Consider the following 24803-nt stretch of genomic DNA (forward strand, 5'->3'; position numbering starts at 1 on the left):
CTAGGGCGCAGCCACCGCTTTCAATATTGCGAAAATCGAAAGCGCGACACTCCCCAGCATGCGATCAGACGTGCATGATTTCCTTTTCTTTGTCGGCTAGCAAGCGGTCGATTTCCGAAATCGTCTCATCCGTCATCTTCTGCACACGTTCAGAGAGAGAGCGGCTCTCGTCCTGACCGATTACGCCATCCTTTTCGGCCTTTTTGAGGCCATCCATGCCATCACGGCGCACGTGGCGAATCGCCACCTTCGCCTTTTCGGCATATTCATGCGCGACCTTCACCAGCGAACGGCGACGCTCTTCGTTGAGTTCCGGCAGCGGGATGCGCAGGTTCTGGCCATCGACGATCGGATTGAGGCCGAGATTGGATTCGCGGATGGCGCGCTCGACAGCGCTGACCATCGATTTGTCCCACACCGACACAGTCAGCATGCGCGGCTCCGGCACGGTGATATTGGCCACCTGGTTCAGCGGCATGCGCGAGCCGTAGGCTTCGATCGTCACAGGATCGAGGATGTTGGCGGATGCGCGCCCGGTGCGCAGTGAGGCTATGTCGCTCTTGAATGCCGCAATGGCGCCATCCATGCGGCGCTTCAGTTCCTTGAGATCGCTGGCTTCACTCATGTCTATACTCCCCTGTAATGAGGCGACACCGGGGCTGACCCGGCGTCACAGGAATGTCAGTTGTCTGATACGATGGTCTTGCGGCCGCCGCCGGTCAAGATTTCCGCAAAGCCGCCCTTCTCGTGTATGGAGAAGACGACGATCGGAATGGAGTTTTCGCGTGCAAGCGCCACGGCGGCGACGTCCATGACGGCCAGCCCCTTTTCGAGCACCTGACTATGGGTCAGATGATCGAAGCGTTCGGCATCGGGGAACTTCTTCGGATCGGCGGAATAGATGCCATCGACCTGCGTTCCCTTAAAGATCGCTTCAGCGCCCATTTCGGCGGCACGCAGCGCAGCTGCAGAATCCGTCGTGAAAAACGGATTGCCGGTGCCACCGGCGAAGATGACCACGCGGCCGAGCGAGAGGTGGTAGAGCGTGGCGCGTTGCGAGAAGCTTTCGCAGATTTCCGGCATGGAGATGGCCGAGAGCACGACGGTATCGATATTGAGCTTGCGCAGCGAGGTCGCCAGCGCCAGCGCATTGATGACGGTGCCCAGCATGCCCATATGGTCGCCGGTCACGCGGTCACCGCCCTTGGAAGCCACGGCTACCCCGCGGAAGATATTGCCGCCGCCGACTACGACGCCGACTTCGACACCCATGGCGCGCGCCTGTGCGATATCACCGGCAATCCGGTCGGCGACGGTGACATCGATACCAAAACCCTGGCTGCCCATCAGAGCTTCACCAGAGGCCTTGAGCAACACGCGCTTGTAGATCGGCTGGGACATCGTAGCTCCTTGAAGTGATCACCGGGGGAATGATTGTGAAAGCCGGATACACGAAGGGCACCGCGTTGTCACGCGATGCCCATCCGTTTTCCCTGATATGGTTTCACCAAACCGAGATATGTCTCTTTTCGACCGTGCTTTTCCGCACCTCTTCAAATTGCGGAAAAGCCCTATCGTTTTGTTTCCTTACGCATTCCGAACGGAAAACCGCTACGCAATTTTCCTGGAAATCCTCAGATCAGCCTTTGGCGACAGCCGCAACTTCTGCGGCGAAGTCACTTTCTTCCTTCTCGACGCCTTCGCCGAGCAGCAGGCGGGCCATGCCGGTGATTTCGATCGGGGCGCCGGCGGTCTTTTCAGCTTCCTTGAGGGCAGCACCGACCGTCAGGTCCGGATTGATGACGAAAGCCTGCGAGAGAAGAGCGACTTCCTCGAAGAACTTGCGCATACGGCCTTCGACCATCTTTTCGATGATGGCTTCCGGCTTGCCGGATTCGCGGGACTGTTCGATGAAGACGTTGCGTTCGCGCTCGGCGACGGCTGCGTCGACTTCTTCGGCGCGGATAGCCAGCGGGTTCGTAGCAGCGATGTGCATGGCGATCTGGCGGCCGATCGAGGTCAGAACAGCCTTGTCACCGACCGACTTCAGGGCGACCAGAACGCCGAGCTTGCCGATACCGTCGCCAGCAGCGTTATGGATGTAGGTCGCCACAACGCCATGCTCGACTTCCAGCTTGGCGGCACGACGGAGCGTCATGTTCTCGCCGATGGTAGCAATCGCGTCCTTGATGGCGTCGGCGACCGGCTTGCCGGATGCGGGATAGGTCGCAGCCGAAATGGCTTCAACGGTACCGTCGGTGGACAGCGCAACTTCGGCAATGCCGCGAGCGAGGTCCTGGAAGGCATCGTTACGGGCAACGAAGTCGGTTTCGGAGTTGAGCTCGACAACAACGGCCTTGTGACCAGCGCCGGCAATGGCGATCAGGCCTTCAGCGGCGGTGCGGCCGGACTTCTTGTCGGCCTTGGAGATGCCCTTGGCGCGCAGCCAGTCGATCGCGGCTTCGATATCGCCGTTCGTCTCGGTCAGCGCCTTCTTGCAGTCCATCATGCCTGCGCCAGACTTTTCGCGCAGTTCTTTCACCAGTGCAGCCGTAATCTCGGTCATAAGCTTCCTCTTGTCGGTTCATACGGTGCGGCAAACGGCTTGAGCCGAAGCGGCACCGATTTGAGGGACGAAATGTACCCGTAAGTATGACAGCGTTATGAAACCGCGTCATACTGTGGAATTCTTGATTGGAACATGCCTGGATTTTCCGCCCAGGCGAGGCGTTATCAAAAACGCGATAAGGCCGCTCGAACTTCTTGAAGTCGCAAACGGCCTTATCCCGGATATCAATGCGCTTGGGCGGGCAATCTTCTGCCCGCCACTTGGCGCGATCAGGCTTCGGTGCCGTCCGCCAGGGTCGGCTCGACCGGAGCTTCTTCGGAAGCGCCGAGGTCACGGCCCGATGCGCTCTGCTGGCGAGCGATACCGTCGATGGCAGCACGCGAGATCAGGTCGCAGTAAAGAGCGATGGCGCGCGAGGCGTCGTCGTTGCCCGGGATCGGATAGTCGATCAGGTCCGGATCGCAGTTCGAGTCGATGATGGCGACGACCGGGATGCCGAGGCGCTTGGCTTCGTCGATTGCGATCTTTTCCTTGTTGGTGTCGATGATGAACATCAGGTCCGGCGTGCCGCCCATGTCCTTGATACCGCCGAGGGCCTTGTCGAGCTTTTCGCGCTCGCGCTCGAGGTTCAGACGCTCCTTCTTGGTGAAGCCCTGGGCTTCGCCGGAGAGGATTTCGTCGAGCTTGCGCAGGCGCTGGATCGAGTTGGAGATCGTCTTCCAGTTAGTCATCATGCCGCCGAGCCAGCGGGCGTTGACGTAGTACTGAGCCGAACGCTTCGCGCTGTCGGCGATCAGTTCGGACGCCTGGCGCTTGGTGCCGACGAACAGGACGCGGCCGCCGCGAGCAACGGTGTCGCTGACAACCTGCAGAGCGCGGCTCAGCATCGGAACCGTCTGGGCGAGGTCGATGATGTGGATGTTGTTACGATCGCCGAAAATGTACGGCTTCATCTTCGGGTTCCAGCGGTGCGTCTGGTGACCGAAGTGAACACCTGCTTCGAGAAGCTGGCGCATAGAAAAATCGGGCAATGCCATGCCTTTGTATCCTTTTCCGGTTGAACCTCCGCAAGGCGAACAGCATCCTCTTCGAGAATGCCACCGGGCGGAAAAATCCGGATTTCTCCCGGACAATCCCATGCCTTACGTGTGGAATGCGGGTGCCCATACCTGCGATTCGCTTGCAATGCAAGGCTTTTGGATCAAAAAAGCAATCTCGCCATGCCCTCAGCTGGCCAATTTATCAAGAAGCGCCAGCATGACATTGGCATCCGGCATAGGCAATACGGCATCGATCTCGGCCGGCAGCAGGCCGGCGATGGCATTGTCGGCATCGCCGGTCGCGGTGCCGAGCGGTCCGCGGAAACCGTGCCTGGTCCAGGCGAGCTCCTGCAATCGCGGGCTGACGAGAGCTTCGATCATGCGATCGACCTGTTCGTCGATCGCGATCAACGGATGCGCGGAATAGACGGTTGGATGCGGATAGAGCACGACGGGCTTGGCGCTGTTGCTCGCCTGAACTCTCTTCCAACGCTGCGGATCGGCGATGATCCATTCCACCAGCTGATTCTCATAGCCGACGATCATCGGTTCGCCGCCAATGCCGCCCGCGAGATACTGTTCGAACAACTTGCCCGACGAAGACGACTTGAAACCCATGTTGCGGAAGATCGCCTGGGCCTTGTCCCCGAACTGCGCCAGAGCGTCCGGGCCTGCGACGTTGCCGCTCAGGAGGCTGAGCACCAGGCCGGAAAACATGAAGCCGGAATTGGAGCGATTCGGATCGGTCGACACGATTCGGGCCTGGCCATAGAGCGAGTTGACACCGAGCTTCGACCAGTTCGTGCCGGCAAGCACGGCATCCAGCAGCGCCTTGAGATCAAGCTGGTGCTGCCCCTCCGGCGTCGTGTTGACGAGCCCCGCCTTGGTCAATCCATCGACGACCGGCTGCCAGGAATAGACGACGACGGGCGTGTTGAGGATGACGCGGTCGTTGCGGATCTTAATGCTATTCTGCCGGGCGATATCGACCATGATCGACGAGGATGGCCAGAGGAAGGCGGGATTCTGCGACAGAAGCGCCTGCTCCCGCACCATTTCCACGGAGCCTGCGACGCGGCTGTTGATCTCAAGGCCATGACTGTGCAGTGCCGATACCACGTCGGCATCGGCAAGGAATGCCTCCTTCTCGCCGCCGATGAAGCCGAAGAGCTTGCTGCTGTTGCCGAGCAGCCCCTGCAGCTCCGGCCTGTCCTTGACGGCGAAATAGCCTCCGGTCCCTGCGACACCGGCGGCAAGAAGCCCTACTCCAAAAGCGCGGCGAGAAATGGCCATCAGCGTCCTATATCCTCTTTGAGTGAGGCCTGTATGAGGCGCAGCTCCGTATCAAGCGTATCGAGCCTGTCTTCGATCAGGCTGTCGGAATAGTGTACGAAAGCATCTTCCAGTTTGGTCAGAACGAGACCGACCTCCTGAAGGCGCGCAACATCCGGCTGGCGTTTCGCTTCGATGACGGCAAAGCCCTCCGCCACCTCCGCGGCCCGCGGCAGATAGTAGCTGAGGAACCGCCTGACGGTGCCGGCGCTTTCCGGATTGGCTTCCACCTTCGCAAAGACGTCCGCGGCGATCTCCGCCAGATGCCGCACCCGTTTTGCCACATCCTTGCTGCCGATCTGGTTGGCCGATGCTTCCAGCCTTTCGGCCGCGGGAGCAGCCGTGCTCAACAGGTCGCGGGCGAACTCCAGACGCCCCCTGCCGATCGCCTTCGCATCCAGCCCCTCGAACATGCGCTTAGGTGCAAGGACGAAAATCAGGCCGACGAAGACCAAAAGACCGATGATGGCGGCAATCCATATCGGCATGCCGGCAAGAAAGCTGAGCACGGGAACGACGATCGCGGCGGCAAGCCCCGCCACGATCCAATTCCAGTCATTGCCGAACCAATTGCGCATTATCGTCCTAGAGCAATTCCAGCAAAAGCGCGAAGCGGTTTGGCTGGAATTGCGTGAAAAGAAAGAGATAGAGCATTTCTGTGACTCCGGTCAGAACAGAAATGCTCTAGTTATAGCCGCGCACCGCCCGGAATGCGCTGACCAGATCACCACGGCCGTCGAAGACGCGCGCCGAGGTCTCCTGCGCGAGGGCATCGAGCTGCCGCTTGTCGGCATCGCCGAAGGTGATGCCGAACACTGGCACATGCGGGCTTACAGATGCCCAGCGGCTCATGAAATAGCCATTGCCATCATCGGATTTTCCATCCGTCATGATGACGATCGCGGGCAAGTAGGATGACAGCTCTTGCGTCGACTTCATCCAGTCGAGCGCCTTGCTCGCACAGGCATACATATCAGTACCTCCACCCGCATGCTGACGCGAGACCCTTTCGACCAACATCTTTTGCTGATCGGGCCTCCCGGTCGCCTCGATCGTGGTGCGCACATTGGCGTCAAAGGGAATGACCAGGATGCGATCGGCTGGCGTCCATTGCGCCAGGACCTTGCCTGTTTCTTCCGGGTTGAACAGGAATTGCATGGCCGCCTGAAGCTGTTCTTCGCCCTTGCCCGCCATCGAGCCGGAAAAATCGAGGCAGAGAGCCGTCAGCGAAGGCTTGCGCAGCGCCACCTGATAAAGATCAAGCGCCTGGCGGATCATGGCAGGCTCCGGCATGCGGATGGCCGTCACGATCCGGGTCGGATCGAAATTCCAAGTCAGGTCCGGCTTGGCGGCAATATCGGAGAGCGGGATGCGGCGACCCGTATCGGCAATGCGTTTCTGCACTGGCGCGGAACGCAGATAGTCGACGAGCTGGTTGAAGAAGGTCTCGAGCTCCTGCCCTCGCCCATGATCGACAAAGCCGATAGGCGAATCGGCGACGACGACGCCATCGGCGGGGTAGATGGCATAGAGTGGCTCCTTGCCCATGCCGGCAAGCTTGTCATTGGTTTCCTTCAGAATCGCTTCGTAATTCCACATGGCGTCGTAAAGCACACCCTTGCCGGCGGAGTCGGTATAGAGATCTGCAAGCCAGCCCGACGAGCCCGAAGAACGCTCCACACCGCCAAGCAGCGCGCGAACCGTGCTCTGGACATCCGGCTTGTCGAGATCGCCCGGCTCTATCACCGGTTTGTTGCCGAGCGCACTCGACAGCATGGCAAGATAGGCACTGGCGCCGGAATTGGATTGCGTGGCCGATGTCATGAGAAACTTCAGCGAACCGCTTTTCACTGCCGCCAGTATGTCCTTCATATAGACCGGCTTGCCGACCCAGCCGAGCGCCTCGGCTTTGGATTTGCGCACGCCGAGAATAACAGGCATCTGCGCGACCGATGTCAGCGACTTCACGCGACGCTTGGTGTCGAACATATCGACCCAGACGCTCGACGCCGGCCAGACGGCATCCTGTTCGACGCCCTGTTCGCTCTGGAGTGCCAGACCGATATCCAGCGTACCCTCATAGCTGAAGCTGCAAGTCGCCTTCTTCTCCTTGCAGAACTCTTCGACGATCGGCTGCAGGACGGTGTTTTCAGAACCGGAAATGATCGAGAATTTCGAGACCTGCTCGCCGACATTGCAGCTGCTCAACAGGAGTGTGCCTGCCAGCGTCAGCGCGGTAGCAAAAGTGCGGATTGCCATGGGTTCACCGCGCCTCGATCATCGCCTTCTTGAGCTCAATGGTCATTTTCTGCATTCGCTGCTCGGCCTCGGCCCGCTTGGCGCGGCCATCCTCCTGCACCTTCAGGACGCCACCGATCGTGTCGATCAGATCGCGGTTGGCGGCAGCAAGCGTGTCGATGTCGACGATACCGCGCTGCGATTGCTGTTCTATGGCAATCGCCTGATCCTTCATCATTTTCGATGCCTGGCGGATCATGTCGTTGGTGGCGTCGGTGACGGTCCTCTGCAGTTCGAGCGCGGACTTCTGCTGGGTCAGGCCCAGCAGGATCACCATCTTCTGCTTCCAGGCCGGCACGGTCAGTGCCGACGTCGCCTGCAGGTTCTCGATCAGGGTTTCGTCACCGGCCTGAACGATACGGATCTGCGGCAATTGCTGAATGCCGAGTTGGCGCGCCTGCTGCAGGTAGAAGACCCGCTTTTCCAACCGGTCGAGAGCCTGGAGGCTGTCCTGATAGACCTGCGCTTCCAGCATGCCGCCGCCGGGATTGGCCGAAGCCGCATCAGCGGCACTTTTCAGCCGGGGAAGCTCCGTCGCGCGGAAGCGCTCGGCAAACGTCTTTCCAGCCTGCACATAGGCGTCGAGCTGTACGATGGATTGCTTGGTCTCCTCATGCAGGTCATCGAGGAGAGCGATATCGCGGCGCAGAATGTCTTTGTGGCGATCAAGCTCCAGTCCGATGCGGTCGATCTGGCCAGCCACGTCCTCGAACTGCTCCTTGAAACGCTCCAGCTTCGCCCTGAACGAGGAAAACATCCGCGATAGGAAGCCCTCGTCCTTCAACGAGGCAGGATCGAGCTTCTTCGACTTGACGATGATATCGGTCAGCAACTTGCCGACTTCGCCGAGATCGCGGTTGCGCACCTCGCGCAGGATACGATCGGAATAATCGGAAACGGCCTGCTGGGCACGGTCGCCATAGACGGAAATGCCGGCCCTGTCGGTCAGATCTATGCTGTCGCCGATGCGGGCGATTTCCGCCGGATCGGCCGTGACGACCGGCAGCGTGTTATTGGAACTCGTGGAGATACCGGTATTGCTCATAGGTCGTGCTTTCTCGTCCATAGACTCGGGAGCCGACCGCAAAAATTGCCAATCGCCCCAAGACGATGCCCTCGCGCGCCCCACTACAATTTCAGATCGAAGCAGAGGGAATATGCACTTACTTCTGCGTGTCGATCGTTTCACACAATAGTGAAACTTGGATCACAGTTTTATGACAGAGGTTTTGCACGTTGAACGAGAGTCTATTGGCACGCCTTCGTACCGAGAACTTCAAGCTTGGTGAGCTTGCCGGTCAGCACGAAGTCACCATAATCCATGGTGAGGTCGCGCGTGATACCGTTTTCGTAGAGCTTGAAGGACATCCGGTAGACGGGCATGGCGTCGCCGGTGGACTTTTCGTTGAAATAAGCCACGGTCACCGGCCAAAAAGGCGTCTTGGAGAAGGCGCCAGCCTTGTCGGCATCGGGATCATCGGTCGCCGGCGTCTGTTCCTTGCCGACGACGGTGGTGGCGATCAGCGGCTTGTCCCCATCGTCGGAACCGTCGAAAACCTGCGCCTCGAAAAAGTTCTTGCCGAGCTTGGCGTTGTGGATGATGTCGAGCATGTGCTCCGTCGGGAAACGGCTCTCGATGATCTGGACCTGCTTGTTCTGCGGCTGGGTGAGGTCGACCTTGATGCCCTTCTGGTCGTCGCTTGCGGCGCCGCGCACATCCTTGTCGAGCTGGCTGTCAGTATAGGACTTGGTCTCGAAGCGGAACAGCCGCTTGCCGAGATCCTCGAAGGTCGTCGTCTGCTGGTCGCTGACGCGCGTTGAGTCCCCCGTATCGATCTTCGTCACGAAGCGGAAATTGGTGGTGAATCCGGTGCAATCGGAGCCTTCGAACTCATAGACCATGCGGCCGACCATGCCGGAGATGCCGGAGCGATCGGAGGCATCCTTCAGTTCAAGATCATAGACGGCGCGATGCGCGATCAGCCCGCTCGGACCGGCAGCATGGGCTGCCGAGGTTCCCAGTGACAGAATGCTCAGGCCCGAAACGACGGTAGCAGCAAGACTCGAGCGGAACATTCATTATCTCCTGTTGGACTCGCACGCGATGTTATAAGAACGCTTTCGGCTGAACGAGGCTGCCGATCCTAAGTGACCGAATTTAGTCTTGATGCCGGATTTTTGAAGTTTTTACAACAAAACGGGAGATGAATAATGTCCGACGCTATCGAGGGCCGCCTGAAGGAACTCGGCATCGTTCTGCCGCAAGCTGCAGCACCGGCCGCCAACTACGTTCCCTATGTCATCAGCGGCAATCTTCTCTACCTGTCGGGACAGCTGCCGATGGAAAACGGCAAGATCGGCGTCACGGGTCATCTCGGCAAGGATGTCGATGTTGCCGGCGGGCAGCGGGCGGCCGAGCTTTGTGCCATCAATATTCTCGCCCAGGCGAAAGCTGCCCTCGGCGGCGATCTCGGCCGGATCAAGCGGCTGATCAAGCTCAACGGCTTCGTCGCCTCGACGCCCGATTTCGTCGAACAACACCTTGTGATCAACGGCGCATCCAATCTTCTGGCAAACGTGCTTGGCGAAGCCGGCAAGCATGCCCGCGCCGCCGTCGGCATGGCCGCCCTGCCGCTCAATGCCGCCGTTGAAATCGATGCCATTCTGGAAATTGCATAATGAGCAAGCTTGCCTGGTTGACCGAGCGTCCAGTCGCTCACCGCGGCTATCATGACATGAACAAGGAAGTCTGGGAAAATACACTCTCCGCCTTCAGCCGCGCCATCGAGGCGGGCTTTGCCATCGAGTGCGACCTGCACTACGCCTCCGACGGCGTTCCGGTGGTCTTTCATGACGACGACCTCCAGCGCGTCTGCAATCTGCCGGGCGAAGTGCGCGAACGCACCTCGGCCGAGCTCGGGCTGCTGTCGGTCGGCGGTACCAAGGACAAGATCCCGACGCTGAAGCAGCTCCTGCGGCTCTGCGACGGCAAGGTGCCGCTCGTGCTGGAGCTGAAAGGGCGCGAAGGCGATGACGATGGCTTTGCCGAATCCGTGCTCGAAGTGCTGGAAGGCTACAAGGGGCATGTGGCGCTGATGAGCTTCGATCATTGGCTGCTCAAGGACCTCAAGGCGCTGGAAGCGCCCTACCCTGTCGGACTGACGGCTGAAGGAAACAAGCCTGAGACGTTTTTTCAGCATGACGAAGCCATGCATCTTGGGCTAGACTTCATCTCGTACTTCTACGGCCACCTGCCGAACCCCTTTGTTACGGCGCAACGCCAGCGCGGTATTCCGGTCATCACCTGGACCGTGCGCGACGAAGCGGCCCGCAAACATACATTTGCCAATGCAGACCAGATGACCTTCGAAGGTTTTGATCCGCGCCTGGCCTCGTAAATCGGCATCGATTGAAGAAGAGGCTTTGCGCATACCCAAATTGCCGCTGCGCCGACAGTGCGACCTTCGGGCGGATGGCGCGGCGGTGAGAGCCCCTTCTTTCCTTTCAAGCGCAAGAGTTTGATGACAGACGAATTATCCATTCGAGTCGAACGATCCTTCAAGAATATCGCCCCGGAGAGCTGGTCGAAGCTGGCCGGAGCGTCCAGAACCGGCAGCGTCCTGCCCTACAATCCCTTTGTCTCGCACGCCTTCCTCTCATCGCTTGAGGAGTCCGGTTCCGCCACCGACAAGACCGGCTGGCTCGGCAATCACCTGCTGCTGGAAACCGAAAGCGGCGAATTGCTTGGTGCCGTCGCCGGCTACCTCAAGAGCCATAGCCAGGGCGAATATGTCTTCGACCATGGCTGGGCCGATGCCTTCGAGCGTGCCGGCGGACGCTATTATCCGAAACTGCAATGCTCCATTCCCTTCACGCCCGCCACCGGGCCGCGGCTGCTGGTGGCCGAGGGGCAGGATCGAAACGTGCTGCAGCCGGCGCTCGCCGAAAGCCTGAAGGAAGTCACCCGGCAGCTCGGCGTCTCCTCAGCGCACATCACCTTTCTGCCTGAAGAGGAAGCCTCGGTCTTCGAAGGCGACGGCTATCTGCATCGTACCGATCAGCAATTTCACTTTATCAACGAGGGCTATGCCGATCACGACGCCTTTCTGGAGACGCTGGCATCGCGTAAACGCAAGGCGCTTAAGAAGGAACGGCGCGCGGCGGTCGAGCGTGGTATCACCATCGACTGGCTGACCGGCAGCGACCTGACGGAAGGCATATGGGACCAGTTCTTTGCCTTCTACATGGATACCGGCAGCCGCAAATGGGGCCGCCCCTATCTCACCCGAAAATTCTATTCGCTGATCGGCGAGCGCATGCCCGACGACATTCTGCTCGTCATGGCCAAGCGCGAAGGACGTTATATCGCGGGCGCCATCAACTTCATCGGGGGCGAAACGCTTTACGGCCGCCATTGGGGCTGCATCGAGGATCATCCCTTCCTGCATTTCGAGGTCTGTTATCACCAGGCAATCGATTTTGCGCTGAGCAAGGGGCTGAAGCGGGTGGAAGCCGGGGCGCAGGGCGAGCACAAGCTGGCGCGCGGCTATCTTCCGGTGATCACGCATTCGGCGCATTACATTGGCCATCAGGGCCTGCGGCGCGCCGTTGCGGACTATCTGAAGCATGAGCGGGAACAGGTAGAGGAGATGAGTGAAATTCTCACCGAGCACAGCCCCTTCCGCAAAGGCGAACGGCAAGATATCTAGCCGTATGGGATAACCATAAACGCAAGACGAGGAGATACCGGATGACCATCCCCGCCTATGACGACAATAATATCTTCGCAAAGATCCTGAAGGGCGATATTCCTTCCTATCGCGTCTACGAGGATGAGCACACGGTCGCCTTCATGGATGTGATGCCGCAGTCGCCTGGCCATACGCTTGTCGTGCCGAAGGCACCCTCGCGCAATATTTTTGATGCCGACCCGGCTGCATTGCAGCAGGCAATCACTGTGGTGCAGAAGATCGCTGTCGCCGTTCGGGAAGCCTTTGATGCCGACGGCGTCTATATCGCGCAGTTTAACGAGCCGCCTGCGGGGCAGACCGTTTTCCATCTGCATTTCCACGTTATCCCGCGCCTTGAGGGCGTGGCGTTGAAGCCGCATTCGGGCAAGATGGAAGACGGCGCTGTATTGGCGGAAAACGCTAGAAAGATCATGGAAGCCTTGGCTTGATCCCGGCAACCTCATCTCATTTATGAGGTATTCCTTATAACCATATAAAAACAGCTGCATTGTCTCCAATGCAGCCGTTTCATTTTTCCTCAAATCACCGATCGGTGATTACTTGCGCGGAACCTTCGGAACCGTGCCTCCGCCCTTGCGCGGTGACTTGCCGTCAGACTCGCCGCTTTCGCTCGAAGGCGAGGCCTTGGCCGAGCGGCGGCTGTCGGCTGCCGTCGCAGCCCTGCCGACGCGGCTTCTGGCCTTGACGGTGACGTCGCCGTCATCCTCTTCCACCTCAGCCGGCACATCACCTACTTCGGCTTCCGGCTTCGGCCGGATCGGAGCGGTGTCGGCGATCGCCTCGAGCAAGATGCCGGTCGAGCCGTCCTCCTTCTTGCCGACTGTGACGTTGACCACGCCGCCCTTCTTCAGCTTGCCGAAGAGGATTTCGTTCGCCAGCGGCTTCTTGATGTTTTCCTGGATGACGCGCGCCAGCGGACGGGCGCCCATCTTGTCGTCGTAACCCTTCTCGGACAGCCAGGCGATGGCGTCCTCGTGCAGGTCGAAGGTCACGTTCCGTTCGGAAAGCTGCGCTTCCAGCTGCATGATGAACTTCTGCACGACCTTGTGGATAACGGTCGTCGGCAACGGCGCGAAGGGAATGACCGCATCCAGACGGTTGCGGAATTCCGGTGTGAACAGGCGATTCAGCGCCTCTTCATCCTCGCCCGTACGCTTGGACGAGCCGAAGCCGATGGCGGCCTTGGCCATTTCCGAAGCGCCCGCATTGGTCGTCATGATCAGGATGACGTTGCGGAAATCGATCTTCTTGCCGTTGTGGTCGGTCAGCGCGCCATGGTCCATGACCTGCAGCAGGATATTGAAGATATCCGGATGCGCCTTCTCGATTTCGTCGAGCAGAACCACGCTGTGCGGATGCTGATCGACGCCGTCGGTCAGCAGGCCACCCTGGTCGAAGCCGACATAGCCGGGAGGTGCACCGAGCAGACGGGAAACCGTGTGACGCTCCATATATTCCGACATGTCGAAGCGCAGCAGTTCGACGCCGAGCGACGAGGCAAGCTGCTTGGCGACTTCGGTCTTGCCGACGCCGGTGGGGCCGGAGAAGACGTAGCAGCCGATCGGCTTGTTCGGTTCGCGCAGGCCCGCACGTGCCAGCTTGATCGAGGTCGAAAGTGCTTCGATCGCCGTATCCTGGCCGTAGACGACCGAACGCAGTTCCTGTTCGAGGTTGGCGAGAACCATCTCGTCATCCTTGGACACCGTCTTCGGCGGAATGCGGGCCATGGTCGCAATCGTCGCTTCGATCTCCTTTTCGGTGATCAGCTTGCGGCGCTTGGACGGCGGCAGCAGCATCTGGGCGGCACCCGTCTCGTCGATCACGTCGATCGCCTTATCCGGCAGCTTGCGGTCGGAGATATAGCGAGCCGACAGCTCGACAGCCGTCTTGATGGCGTCGTTCGAGTAGCGCAGGTGGTGATACTCTTCGAAATAGGGCTTCAGGCCCTTCATGATTTCGATGGCATCCTCAATGCTCGGCTCGTTGACGTCGATCTTCTGGAAGCGGCGGACGAGCGCCCGGTCCTTCTCGAAGAACTGGCGGTATTCCTTGTAGGTGGTCGAACCGATGCAACGGATCGCACCCGAGGAAAGGGCCGGCTTCAGCAGGTTCGACGCATCCATCGCGCCGCCGGAGGTGGCGCCCGCACCGATGACGGTGTGGATCTCATCGATGAACAGCACGGCGCCCGGATACTCCTCGAGCTCCTTGACGACCTGCTTCAGGCGTTCCTCGAAGTCGCCGCGATAACGGGTGCCGGCGAGCAGCGTGCCCATATCGAGCGAAAAGATCGTCGCATCGGCCAGCGCTTCGGGAACCTTGCCCTCAACGATGCGCTTGGCAAGACCTTCGGCAATCGCCGTCTTGCCCACGCCAGGGTCGCCGACATAGAGCGGATTGTTCTTCGAGCGGCGGCACAGCACCTGGATGGTGCGATTGACCTCGGAGTTACGACCGATCAACGGATCGATCTTGCCGTTCTTGGCCTTCTCATTGAGGTTGACGCAATAGGCCTTCAGGGCGTCCTGCTGCTTCTTGCCATTACCCTCCTCCTGCTCGCCGCGGGAGGTCGGCTTGCTTTCGGATTCGCTTTCCTCGGCGCCGCGCGGCGTGCGGGTCTGGGAGGAACCCGGGCGCTTGCCGATGCCGTGAGAGATATAGTTGACCGCGTCATAGCGGGTCATTTCCTGCTCCTGCAGGAAGAAGGCAGCATGGCTTTCCCGCTCCGCGAAAATCGCGACGAGGACGTTGGCGCCCGTCACTTCCTCGCGGCCGGAAGATTGCACATGGATCACGGCGCGCTGGATGACACGCTGGAAGCCGGAAGTCGGCTTCGAGTCCTCATCGTAGCCCGTGACCAGGTTGGAGAGTTCATTATCGACGTATTCAGTCAGAGTCTTACGGAGCGCGTCGAGATCAACATTGCACGCGCCCATGACAGCTGCGGCATCGGCGTCGTCTACCAGCGCCAAAAGCAGATGTTCCAGCGTGGCATACTCGTGATGCCGCTCGTTCGCGTAGGTCAGTGCCTGATGCAGCGCCTTCTCAAGACTAGGCGAAAATGTTGGCACGTTCAGATCCTCACTTCTTTTCCATAACACATTGCAGCGGATGCTGGTGCTGCCGGGCAAAGTCCATCACCTGGCTCACCTTCGTTTCGGCTACTTCATATGTATATACCCCGCACTCGCCCACGCCGTGGTTGTGGACATGAAGCATGATGCGGGTGGCACTTTCGAGATCCTTTTGAAAGAAACGCTCCAGGATATGGATCACAAAGTCCATGGGCGTATAGTCATCATTCAGAAGCAGCACGCGGTATAGATTGGGTTTCTTGGTTTTGGGCTTGGTGCGCGTAATCACCGAGGTCCCGCGATTTCCGTTGTCCCCGTTCCTTTCGCTATTGTTTTGCATCCGGATCGGCTCAGCGATCATTTCATTCATTCCTCAAATCATCCGGCAGAAGCTATCGCATTCCGACTTGGCACTGGATTGGATTCTTCACTTGGTCGGGCCGGATATCCGAACCTCTAACTTAGTTCATATTGGCGTGATTTTAAGCCCCTTGCGGGACACTGCAATCACAATTCGCTGACAAAGGGGGCTGCGGTCAAAAAAGTCGCTGCATATCGCCATGTCGGGTCCGGTGCGCCAAAACGCAAAAGACCGGCCGCGCGTCGCGCAGTCGGTCCTTCCGGAAATTTTGCCTTTCGGCGAAAGTTTAAGCGGCGGTCGCCGTTGCCGCTGCCTTGCTGGCAGCCTTCGTTGCAGCCGCGACGGGCGCTTCGTAAGGCTTGTAGGCCACCTTGGCGAGATCGGCATACATTTCGCCGAGCTTAGTGGCTTCGGCAATGAAGTTTTCATAGGAAGACTTCACATAGCTGCTCTGCAGTTCGAAGGCAGCTTCGAAGCTCTTGACGCCGGCGAGCGTTTCGAAGTGTGCAACACCATCCTGGAAAGACTTCTTGGAGTATTCAGCGGCTTCGGCAGCAATCGCCTGAAAGCCCTTGGTGACATCGGAATAGCTCTTCAGCGCCGTGTCCATGGCTTCCTTGCCCTTCTTGTTCGCTTCATCGAAATTGAACATGCTTCTCCGTCCCTTGTTGGCCGGCCGGCGGCCGGTTTACAGGGATAAAGGTTAAATGCGGCGCACAATTAGTCAAGTAGTCTTGTGCGACGCAATATCACCTTTCGGTTGCATTTTGGATGACGGCGCGGTGTCGATAGTGATGAGTGCGCCGCATCATTCTGTTTTTCCTAATATATATCATCCCCCCTGCAACCACAGGCTTTGATTAAAATATTGGCATTTGGACAGAAAGAAGCCGAAAGAGATCAGAACGGCAGCGGAATGATCAAATTGACAAACGTCAAAGAAAAAGGCCGCATTTCAATGAAATACGGCCCAAATATTCGATCACTATACGAGATCGATATAATCAGAGATCGACGTCCAGAATAGCCATCGAGAAATTATAGGAGCGGTCGCCATCTTCGTCGTCGATATAGACGACACCCAGAAACTCTTCGCCGAGGTAGACTTCCGCAGAATCGTTCTTGCGCGGGCGGGCCTTCACCACGACCTGCGGGTTGAACGTGCGCTTGAAATAGGCGTCGAGCTTCTTGATTTCTTCGGGCTTCACAATGCTTCTCCGTGAGGATCTCTGTTGGCCGCTTCTTGCATAGGAAAAGCGGCGGTGTAAAGACCGGAACCGCGCATAGCTATCCGGCGACAGCGCAAGCCTCGGAAAATCGGACTGGAATTTCCTAGATTCCTGCACCCATGATCTGGTCAACGATCAATTGCTCGGCGAGCAGCTGATCCATCGAGCGAGAGGGCTCGGAGCACCCTGCTTCTCCGACCACCTTGGCCGGAACGCCGGCAACGGTCGTCTTGGCGGGCACCTCCTTCAGCACCACGGAGCCGGCGGCAATGCGCGAGCAATGGCCGACCTGGATATTGCCGAGAATCTTGGCCCCCGCACCGATCAGGACGCCGTGGGCGATCTTCGGATGGCGGTCGCTGCCTTCCTTGCCGGTACCGCCGAGCGTGACCCCATGCAGGATGGAGACGTTGTCGCCGATGACGGCCGTCTCGCCCACGACGAGGCCGGTCGCATGATCAAGGAATATGCCCTTGCCGATGCGCGCCGCCGGGTTGATATCGGTCTGGAAGACGCTGGAGGAGCGACTCTGCAGATAAAGCGCGAAATCGCGGCGACCGCGATTATGCAGCCAGTGCGCCAACCGATGTGTCTGTAACGCATGGAAACCCTTGAAATAGAGGACAGGCTCCAGGAACCGCAAGCAAGCGGGATCGCGATCATAGACTGCCTGGATATCGACACGCAGAATCGATCCCCATTCCGGCCAGTCGGCGAGCATTTCCTCAAAAGTCTGCCTCAGGAGAATAGCCTGCATATCCGGATGGTCGAGGCGCTCGCAGATGCGATAGATGACGCATTCTTCCAGCGAACGATGGTTGATGATCGTCGAATAGAGGAAGGCGGCAAGGAGGGGATCCTTTTCGGCAGCGGCGCGTGCTTCCTCGCGCATGCTGTCCCAGATCGGGTCCATGACCTTCACTGCGCCCAAGCCTTCAACCTGGCGAATATCCGTTGCTGCGACCATTGGCGGTCTCCCGATTTTCTGTCAGGGGTGCATTATATAGAATAAAAGCCAGACAAGACAAATGGGTTGATCGCGCATGAATTTCGAGCATGACTTTGCCGGCGGTCTCATTCGCGCGACATGCAGCGACGCGATCGGTACGATCGCCATCGGCAATCCTGGCAGAAAGAATGCCGTGACGGCTGCCATGTGGCGTGCCCTCCCGCAAGCCGTGCGCATCCTGACCGATGAAGCCCATGCGCATGTCATTGTTCTGCACGGCGCGGGCGCGGATTTTTCAGCCGGCGCCGATATCAGCGAATTCGACAGCGTGCGCAAGAATTCCGAGACCGCGGTCGCCTATGAGGCGCTGAACAGCCAGGCTTTCGAGGCTATCCGTCACTGCCGCGTGCCGACAATCGCCGCAATCCGCGGCATTTGCTATGGCGGCGGCTTCGGCTTGGCAGCGGCCTGCGATCTTCGCATAGCCGAACGAGGCGCGCGATTCTGCGTCCCCGCCGTCCGCCTCGGCATCGCCTATCCCGCCGACGCCGTGCAGGACATCGTCAACGCGCTCGGAGCGCAGATGGCCAAGGTCACGCTGTTTACCGGCGCACCCATGTCTGGCGAGAAGATGGTTGCCGCCGGCTTTCTTCTGGAGGAAATCGACGCAGAGGCATTCGATGGCGAAGTCTCCGCCCTCGCCCATGCCATCGCCGCCAATGCACCGATCGCGCTGCATGCCTCGAAACTTGCGATCCGCGCCGTCATCGAGCAGAACGGCGATCTGCTGCGCGAAGCGGAAGTGATCGGCGCCGAGACGTTCGACAGCGCCGATTATGCCGAGGGCCGCGTTGCCTTTGCAGAGCGACGGAAACCACACTTCACCGGCAAGTGACTTAGCGCTGGCCGAGGCGCTGATAGAATTCGAGAACCGCCGCTTTGAAGATCTTGTCGCCGACGGCGAGCATGTGATCGCGGTTCGGTATGTCGATGGCCTCGGCGTTCGGCATCAATGCGGCCAGCTCCTGGCCCGAGCCGGCGATATCGTCCTTGGTGCCGACGGCGATCAGAGTCGGCGCCTCGATCCTTGCCACATCCTCCCTTGACGCCAGATCGCGTGAGCCTTGGATGCAGGCGGCCAGCGCCTGCCGATCGCTTTTCGTCTGTTCGGCAAAGGCGCGGAACATGCGCCCGCGTGCATGGGTGACATCATCGAGCGATGGTGCCACCAGTGCATCCGCAATTGGATCCCAATCGCCGACGCCCTCGACCATGCCGATGCCGAGACCGCCGAGAACCAGCGAGCGGACGCGATCCGGATGAGCGATCGCCATAAAGGTCGAAACACGCGCACCCATGGAATAGCCCATGACATGCGCCTCGGGGATGCCCAGATGATCGAGAAGGGCGACGGCATCCTCTGCCATGATCCACGGATGGTAGACATCGGCATCATAGAGCTTGTCGCTCGAGCCGTGGCCACGGTTGTCGATGGCGATCACGCGATAGCCTGCCTCGCCGAGCGTCTTCAGCCAGCCCGGATTGACCCAGTTGGCAATCGCCGTTGAAGCGAAGCCATGAATCAGCAGCACCGGCGGGCCGCTCGGATCGCCATCATCGAAAAAGGCAAGCTTCAATCCGTCTCTGATAAAATAGGACATCGGGGGAGCATTGAGATTCATGGCGTCGTCTTCACAAACTGGGTCCTGTTGGCGCCGGACCATATTTTATCGGCGATATCAAATGAACCCTATGCCTGCGAAAATCTCTGCCTCAAGCCGGACTTTCGCACTACACAATCGGGAAGAAGGATTATAAAGAGGGGCGACCAAGTCTGGCGCAACCATCATGCCGCTTAAGGCAAGACGCATTCGGAGATCATCATGGCCGGCCACAATATTCCCCATTTCCAAAACGACGGCGGACATCGCGTCATCGAAATCGGCGTGAAGGAATTCATGTGCACTGGCGCTTCGGTTCCCTATGATCATCCGCACATCTTCATCGACCTCGGCGACGAGAGCGAAAAGGTCTGCTCCTACTGCTCGACGCTCTTCCGCTACAATCCTTCGCTGAAGGCGGATCAGACGAATCCGGCCGGCTGCGTCTTCCATTTCAAGGCGGCCTGACGCCATAGCGTCCGATCGGACATAAGAAAATGCCGATCAAAGCAGCCGCAATCATCGGCGCTGGAATAGCCGGATTGACTGCGGCTCTGGCGCTGGCGAGACACGGGATTGCCTCCGACATCTTCGAACAAGCAGAGGTGCTGACCGAAGTCGGTGCGGGCCTGCAGATTTCGCCGAATGCCTCCCGCGTCCTCGATGCGCTCGGCGTGCTCGAGGCGCTCAGACCGGTTTGGCTGGAGCCGGAGGAAGTCCGACTCGTATCCGGCTCGTCGCTGCGGCCGGTCGCCTCCATTCCCTGTGGGAAATTTGCCCGAGAGCGATGGGGTGCCCCCTATGGCGCCGCGCATCGCGCGACCCTGCAAAAGGCGCTCCTCAATGCAGTGAAGGCCAATGACTTATGCAGGCTACACCTTGGCCGGCACATCGATATCAAGGACAAGCAGACACTGGAAGAGCGCGCCGGAAGGAGATACGATCTCGTCATCGGCGCGGACGGCGTGTGGTCGAAAGTGCATGCGATGGTGCCCAGTGCGCCCTCGCCGCTCTTCTCCGGGAATATTGCCTGGCGCTTCTCCATTCCGCAGGCGGCGGCCCCCGCCCTGCTGGACAAGGTGAACGTCACGGCATTTCTCGGTCCTTCCAGCCACCTCGTCTGCTATCCCATCCTGGAAAATGCCGCCTTCAATATCGTCGCCATCGTCTCCGGCAGCAGCACCAGCCGCGATTGGGGTGCGACCGGCAGCAAGGCGCAACGCGAGCAGATGCTGCGCGGCTTTTCCGGCTGGAACGGCGCGATCCTGCAAATGCTGGAGGCACAGGAGCAGACAAGCTTCTGGCCGCTCTACGAGATGAAGGACGGTCGGTGGCATAATGGCCGCGATACGATCCTGATCGGAGACGCTGCGCATGCGATGATGCCGTTTGCGGCGCAAGGCGCAGCCATGGCGATCGAGGATGCCTTCGAGCTTGGCGGGCTGCTTTCTGCGCGCTCGCCGGCGGAAGCCTTCGAACTCTATGAAAAGCATCGGGCGCCACGAATTGCGCGCCTGAGGCAACGCGCCGCCTTCAATCAGTTCGCCTATCATGCCCGCGGCCCGATCCGGATCGCGCGCGACCTCGTTCTCTCCCTCCGTCCGCCGCAAAGCCTCGCGGCGGACATGGACTGGATTTATGGCTACCGCGCCATCGGTTGATCAAACCTCTTTGGCGGCGACAAAGCCCTTTTCGATATCCGCCTTGAGATCCGGCACGTCTTCGAGACCAACCTGCAGGCGGATGACCGGCCCTTCCGTCGGGACCTTGGTGACACGCCGGTCGTTGAGGTTGACGTGCAGGGCCAGACTTTCGAAACCGCCCCAGGAATAGCCCAGAGCGAAAATCCGCAAGGCATCGAGGAAGGCATGCGCCTTCGCCTTGAATTTCTGAGGATCGTCGACGGCCAGAACGAAGGAGAAAATCCCGCTCGCACCCTTGAAGTCGCGCTTCCAGAGTTCGTGGCTGGGGAAGCTCGGCAAGGCCGGATGCAAGACGCGCGCGACCTCCTCCCTGCCTTCGAGCCATCGGGCGATCGCGAGCGCGCTTTCCTGATGGCGATCCAGGCGTATGCCCATGGTACGCAGGCCGCGCAGCACCTGATAGGCGTCGTCGGGCGCCCCACAAAGGCCGAGCTGACCGTGAGCGTCCAGCAACCGCTTCCAATGCGTCTCGTTGGCGGAAACCGTGCCCATCAAAATGTCGGAATGGCCGGCGGGGTATTTCGTCACGGCATGGATGGAAACGTCGACGCCATGGTCGAGCGGCTTGAAATAGAGCGGCGTTGCCCAGGTATTGTCCATGGTCACGACGCAGTCGTGACGATGAGCCGCCGCCGAAATTGCGGGGATATCCTGCACTTCGAAGGTGTTTGAACCCGGCGATTCCGTATGGACCAGCTTGGTGTTCGGCTTCATCAACCGCTCGATATCGGCGCCAATCGACGGATCGTAATAATCGACCTCGACGCCGAGGCGCTTCAGCATGGTATCGCAGAAGAAGCGCGTGGGACCGTAGACCGAATCAACGATCAGTGCGTGATCACCAGCGGAGAGGTAGGCAAGAAGCGGCACGGTGACCGCAGCAAGCCCGGACGGCACGATGATTGTTCCCGCCGAACCTTCCAGCGCGTTCATTGCTTCGCATAGCGCATCCGTCGTCGGCGTGCCGCGCGTGCCGTAGGTATATTTCTGGTCATGCGTCTCCATAACGCGCGCATTGGGAAACAGCACCGTCGAGGCACGCACGACAGGTGGATTGACGAAGCCGTGATAGTCGAACGGCGAATTGCCGATATGGGACAAGCGCGTGTTGATGCCGGCGTTCGGCAGGTTTGTGTCTTTGTCTTTCATGTCAGGATATGCCTTTGGCGCTGTTGGAAGCTGGATTTGTGGCGACCAAGTCCAGTGGGGTCAACCCCGATCATTCCAACGCCACACATTATTAGAAGGCTAAAATAACAAAAATGACGACCAAAACCGCATTTTCGCGCAGATTTTTGGCAAAATGCCGCTCATTTTGGCGCCAAATGCCCATTTTTCGTCCCCGAAAAGCAAAAATGCCGAATAAAACCGCAATAATTGGGGCGATCTCTTGACCGCTACACCATTTGCGACTGTGATAGCGCCACTCGCACCGAGAAAGGGAAGGAACACGGTTCTCCAAGAACCTGCTTCGGACGCGATACAGTTTAACTATAAAACAAATAGACAAAGGTAGGGAAAATGAAAAAGATTGCTCTCTCCGCATTCCTCGGAGTCGCAGCCTTGGCTTACACCGCGTCCGGCGCTTCGGCTTCGACGCTGAGCGACGTAAAGGCCAAGGGCTTCGTCCAGTGCGGCGTGAATACCGGCCTTCTCGGCTTTGCACAGCCGGACGCATCCGGTAACTGGGCCGGTTTTGACATCGACTTCTGCAAGGCTGTCGCTTCCGCTGTCTTCGGCGATCCGACCAAGGTGAAGTACACGCCTCTCAGCGCCAAGGACCGCTTCACCGCGCTGCAGTCCGGCGAAATCGACGTACTTTCCCGTAACACCACCTGGACCATCAACCGCGACACCGCGCTCGGCCTAAAATTCCGTCCGGTCACCTATTATGACGGCCAGGGCTTCATGGTTCGCAAGGAGCTGAACGTAAAATCGGCACTCGAACTTTCCGGCGCGGCAGTTTGCGTTCAGTCCGGCACGACGACCGAGCTGAATCTTGCCGACTACTTCAAGACCAACAACCTGCAATACAATCCGGTCGTCTTCGACAAGCTCGAAGAAGTCAATACGGCCTATGATTCCGGCCGTTGCGATGTCTACACCACCGACCAGTCCGGTCTCTACGCTCTGCGCCTGACGCTGAAGAACCCGGACGACAACGTCGTTCTGCCCGAAATCATCTCCAAAGAGCCACTCGGCCCGGCCGTTCGCCAGGGTGACGATCAGTGGTTCAACATCGTCAGCTGGACGGCCTACGCGCTCGTGAACGCCGAAGAATTCGGCATCACCCAGAAGAACGTCGACGAGATGAAGAGCTCGGCCAATCCGGACATCAAGCGCTTCCTCGGCGTAGAACAGGGCTCGACGATCGGCACCGACCTCGGCCTGACCAACGACTGGGCCTATAACATCATCAAGGGCGTCGGCAATTACGGCGAAGTCTTCGACCGCAACATCGGCGCAGGCAGCCCGCTGAAGATCGCTCGTGGTCTCAACGCTCTGTGGAGCAAGGGCGGCATTCAGTACGCACCGCCGGTGCGCTAAGCCGCAAAGAGCCTAGCTTTAAGAGAGAGGCGGCTTCGCCTCTCTCCCCTCAAGAAAACAAGCCTGAAACAGGCACATTGGGGAAAAATTCTATATGGCAATTACTGTAAACTCGCCTGAAGGCGGGCGCTCGGCACTATCGGCGGCGCTATACGACCCCAAAGTTCGGGGTGCCTTCTATCAGGCGCTCACGATCATCATTCTCGCGGGACTTTGCTGGTTTGTCGTCACGAACACCATCGACAATCTGCGCGCATTGAACCGCTCGTTCGGCTTCGGCTTTCTCGAAGGACGCGCTGGCTTTAACCTGGGGCAAGCGCTGATTCCCTACTCCAGCGATTCGACCAATGCGACTGCCCTTCTCGTCGGCGTACTGAACACACTCCTGATTTCGGTGGTCGGCATCGTCGCAGCGACTATCGTTGGCTTCCTCATTGGCATCGGCAGGCTTTCGCATAATTGGCTGATTGCGAAACTTTCCCAGGCCTATGTCGAGATCTTCCGGAACATCCCGCCTCTGCTCGTCATCTTCTTCTGGTATAGCGGCGTTCTGGTGCTGCTGCCGCAGGCGCGCGATGCCGTGCACCTGCCCTTCTTCAGCTATCTCAGCAATCGCGGCCTCGCCTTTCCGAGCCCGATCTTCGGCGCGGGCATGTGGGCTGTCGGCATCGCCTTTCTCATCGCCATAGCCGTCGTATTTTTCGTGGCGCGCTGGGCGCACAGGCGTCAGGCGGCAACCGGCCAGCAATTCCATACGATCTGGGTGTCGATCGGCATCCTGATCGGCCTGCCGTTGCTGGTCTTCCTGGTAACGGGCATGCCGCTTTCCTTCGACTATCCCATTGCCGGCAAATTCAACCTGACGGGTGGCACGGTCATAAGTCCGGAGTTCCTTGCGCTTCTGCTTGCACTATCCCTTTATACCGCATCCTACATTGCCGAGATCGTACGCGCCGGTATTCGTGGCGTGCCAAAGGGTCAATCGGAAGCAGCGGGCGCACTTGGCCTTCGGGCGTCGGCCATCAACCGGCTGATCGTCATACCGCAGGCCATGCGCATCATCATTCCGCCGCTGACGAGCCAATATCTCAATCTGATCAAGAACTCGTCGCTTGCCATCGCCATCGGCTATGCCGATCTCGTCGCCGTCGGCGGCGTGATCCTCAATCAGTCCGGCCGAGCCGTCGAAGTCGTCATCATCTGGATGATCATCTATCTCGCCTTGAGCATCGTGACATCGCTGTTCATGAACTGGTTCAACGCCAAGATGGCCCTGGTGGAGAGATAGA

General features: G+C 59.0%; 25 protein-coding genes. 9 read left to right on the plus strand and 16 right to left on the minus strand.

Annotated features, from left to right (window positions below; translation table 11 throughout):
* Positions 1 to 64 precede the first annotated feature (64 nt).
* From frr to FBZ99_RS02330, 9 genes are all read right to left on the minus strand, one after another.
* The gene (gene frr / locus FBZ99_RS02290) at positions 65 to 625 is read right to left on the minus strand and encodes a ribosome recycling factor (RefSeq protein WP_095434804.1); all 561 of its coding nucleotides are present in this window, start codon (positions 623 to 625) and stop codon (positions 65 to 67) included.
* 56 nt (positions 626 to 681) lie between these two features.
* A complete protein-coding gene (gene pyrH / locus FBZ99_RS02295) occupies positions 682 to 1401 on the minus strand; it encodes a UMP kinase (protein ID WP_069612088.1) in 720 nt (239 codons plus the stop codon).
* 238 nt (positions 1402 to 1639) lie between these two features.
* A complete protein-coding gene (gene tsf / locus FBZ99_RS02300) occupies positions 1640 to 2566 on the minus strand; it encodes a translation elongation factor Ts (RefSeq protein ID WP_069612087.1) in 927 nt (308 codons plus the stop codon).
* Between the two features lie 272 nt (positions 2567 to 2838).
* A complete protein-coding gene (gene rpsB, locus FBZ99_RS02305; RefSeq protein ID WP_047633284.1) occupies positions 2839 to 3606 on the minus strand; it encodes a 30S ribosomal protein S2 in 768 nt (255 codons plus the stop codon).
* 189 nt (positions 3607 to 3795) lie between these two features.
* Positions 3796 to 4902, minus strand: coding sequence for a substrate-binding domain-containing protein (locus FBZ99_RS02310; protein ID WP_113352595.1), 1107 nt, complete (start codon positions 4900 to 4902; stop codon positions 3796 to 3798).
* On the minus strand, positions 4902 to 5519 hold the full coding sequence (locus FBZ99_RS02315; RefSeq protein WP_113352596.1) for a 5-bromo-4-chloroindolyl phosphate hydrolysis family protein: 618 nt from the start codon (positions 5517 to 5519) through the stop codon (positions 4902 to 4904). Before FBZ99_RS02315 ends, FBZ99_RS02310 begins: the two co-directional genes overlap by 1 nt.
* 106 nt (positions 5520 to 5625) lie before the next feature.
* Entirely contained in the window at positions 5626 to 7200 is a 1575-nt protein-coding gene (locus FBZ99_RS02320; protein ID WP_113352597.1) for a VWA domain-containing protein, read from the minus strand.
* A 4-nt stretch (positions 7201 to 7204) separates the two neighbouring features.
* The gene (locus tag FBZ99_RS02325; RefSeq protein WP_113352598.1) at positions 7205 to 8284 is read right to left on the minus strand and encodes a toxic anion resistance protein; all 1080 of its coding nucleotides are present in this window, start codon (positions 8282 to 8284) and stop codon (positions 7205 to 7207) included.
* Between the two features lie 203 nt (positions 8285 to 8487).
* Positions 8488 to 9315: a cell envelope integrity EipB family protein gene (locus FBZ99_RS02330; RefSeq protein ID WP_113333708.1), complete on the minus strand. Its 828-nt coding sequence runs from the start codon at positions 9313 to 9315 to the stop codon at positions 8488 to 8490.
* A gap of 135 nt (positions 9316 to 9450) precedes the next feature.
* Between FBZ99_RS02330 and FBZ99_RS02335 the strand changes: the two genes are divergently transcribed.
* From FBZ99_RS02335 to FBZ99_RS02350, 4 genes are all read left to right on the plus strand, one after another.
* The gene (locus FBZ99_RS02335) at positions 9451 to 9918 is read left to right on the plus strand and encodes a RidA family protein (RefSeq protein ID WP_092715564.1); all 468 of its coding nucleotides are present in this window, start codon (positions 9451 to 9453) and stop codon (positions 9916 to 9918) included.
* Positions 9918 to 10637: a glycerophosphodiester phosphodiesterase gene (locus tag FBZ99_RS02340; protein ID WP_112721370.1), complete on the plus strand. Its 720-nt coding sequence runs from the start codon at positions 9918 to 9920 to the stop codon at positions 10635 to 10637. The genes FBZ99_RS02335 and FBZ99_RS02340 overlap by 1 nt, the downstream gene beginning before the upstream one ends.
* A gap of 123 nt (positions 10638 to 10760) precedes the next feature.
* On the plus strand, positions 10761 to 11948 hold the full coding sequence (locus FBZ99_RS02345; protein ID WP_113352599.1) for a GNAT family N-acetyltransferase: 1188 nt from the start codon (positions 10761 to 10763) through the stop codon (positions 11946 to 11948).
* A gap of 41 nt (positions 11949 to 11989) precedes the next feature.
* Positions 11990 to 12418, plus strand: a complete 429-nt coding sequence (locus FBZ99_RS02350) for an HIT family protein (protein WP_113352600.1) — start codon at positions 11990 to 11992, stop codon at positions 12416 to 12418.
* Positions 12419 to 12526: 108 nt separating this feature from the next.
* On the opposite strand, the gene clpA is transcribed toward FBZ99_RS02350, so the two are convergent.
* The 5 genes from clpA to cysE form a co-directional block, all read right to left on the minus strand.
* Positions 12527 to 15061 carry an ATP-dependent Clp protease ATP-binding subunit ClpA gene (gene clpA, locus FBZ99_RS02355; RefSeq protein WP_113352601.1) on the minus strand — a complete coding sequence of 845 codons (2535 nt, stop codon included), beginning with the start codon at positions 15059 to 15061 and terminating at the stop codon, positions 12527 to 12529.
* A 10-nt stretch (positions 15062 to 15071) separates the two neighbouring features.
* Complete coding sequence (gene clpS / locus FBZ99_RS02360; RefSeq protein ID WP_145631798.1) at positions 15072 to 15425, minus strand: ATP-dependent Clp protease adapter ClpS; 354 nt, start codon at positions 15423 to 15425, stop codon at positions 15072 to 15074.
* Between the two features lie 286 nt (positions 15426 to 15711).
* Positions 15712 to 16077, minus strand: coding sequence for a phasin family protein (locus FBZ99_RS02365; protein ID WP_069612075.1), 366 nt, complete (start codon positions 16075 to 16077; stop codon positions 15712 to 15714).
* 352 nt (positions 16078 to 16429) lie between these two features.
* The gene (locus FBZ99_RS02370; protein WP_015339784.1) at positions 16430 to 16633 is read right to left on the minus strand and encodes a DUF3126 family protein; all 204 of its coding nucleotides are present in this window, start codon (positions 16631 to 16633) and stop codon (positions 16430 to 16432) included.
* A gap of 124 nt (positions 16634 to 16757) precedes the next feature.
* Entirely contained in the window at positions 16758 to 17621 is an 864-nt protein-coding gene (gene cysE, locus FBZ99_RS02375) for a serine O-acetyltransferase (RefSeq protein WP_113333704.1), read from the minus strand.
* A 76-nt stretch (positions 17622 to 17697) separates the two neighbouring features.
* Here cysE and FBZ99_RS02380 point away from each other — a divergent pair, with 76 nt between their 5' ends.
* Positions 17698 to 18498 (plus strand): enoyl-CoA hydratase-related protein, encoded by an 801-nt coding sequence (locus tag FBZ99_RS02380; RefSeq protein WP_145631286.1) that lies wholly within the window; start codon positions 17698 to 17700, stop codon positions 18496 to 18498.
* A 1-nt stretch (position 18499) separates the two neighbouring features.
* Here FBZ99_RS02380 and FBZ99_RS02385 read toward each other — a convergent pair whose 3' ends face one another.
* Entirely contained in the window at positions 18500 to 19285 is a 786-nt protein-coding gene (locus tag FBZ99_RS02385; RefSeq protein WP_113352603.1) for an alpha/beta fold hydrolase, read from the minus strand.
* 201 nt (positions 19286 to 19486) lie between these two features.
* Here FBZ99_RS02385 and FBZ99_RS02390 point away from each other — a divergent pair, with 201 nt between their 5' ends.
* Complete coding sequence (locus FBZ99_RS02390) at positions 19487 to 19732, plus strand: zinc-finger domain-containing protein (protein WP_069612293.1); 246 nt, start codon at positions 19487 to 19489, stop codon at positions 19730 to 19732.
* 29 nt (positions 19733 to 19761) lie between these two features.
* Positions 19762 to 20925: an FAD-dependent monooxygenase gene (locus FBZ99_RS02395; protein WP_113352604.1), complete on the plus strand. Its 1164-nt coding sequence runs from the start codon at positions 19762 to 19764 to the stop codon at positions 20923 to 20925.
* On the opposite strand, the gene FBZ99_RS02400 is transcribed toward FBZ99_RS02395, so the two are convergent.
* The gene (locus tag FBZ99_RS02400) at positions 20926 to 22116 is read right to left on the minus strand and encodes a cystathionine beta-lyase (RefSeq protein ID WP_113352605.1); all 1191 of its coding nucleotides are present in this window, start codon (positions 22114 to 22116) and stop codon (positions 20926 to 20928) included.
* A 372-nt stretch (positions 22117 to 22488) separates the two neighbouring features.
* Here FBZ99_RS02400 and FBZ99_RS02405 point away from each other — a divergent pair, with 372 nt between their 5' ends.
* Positions 22489 to 23514: an amino acid ABC transporter substrate-binding protein gene (locus FBZ99_RS02405; RefSeq protein ID WP_112721375.1), complete on the plus strand. Its 1026-nt coding sequence runs from the start codon at positions 22489 to 22491 to the stop codon at positions 23512 to 23514.
* Between the two features lie 94 nt (positions 23515 to 23608).
* Positions 23609 to 24802, plus strand: coding sequence for an amino acid ABC transporter permease (locus FBZ99_RS02410; RefSeq protein ID WP_069612068.1), 1194 nt, complete (start codon positions 23609 to 23611; stop codon positions 24800 to 24802).
* Position 24803: the final 1 nt, after the last annotated feature.

The sequence above is a fragment of the Rhizobium sp. ERR 1071 genome (genome assembly GCF_007828675.1).
Lineage (GTDB): Bacteria > Pseudomonadota > Alphaproteobacteria > Rhizobiales > Rhizobiaceae > Rhizobium > Rhizobium dioscoreae.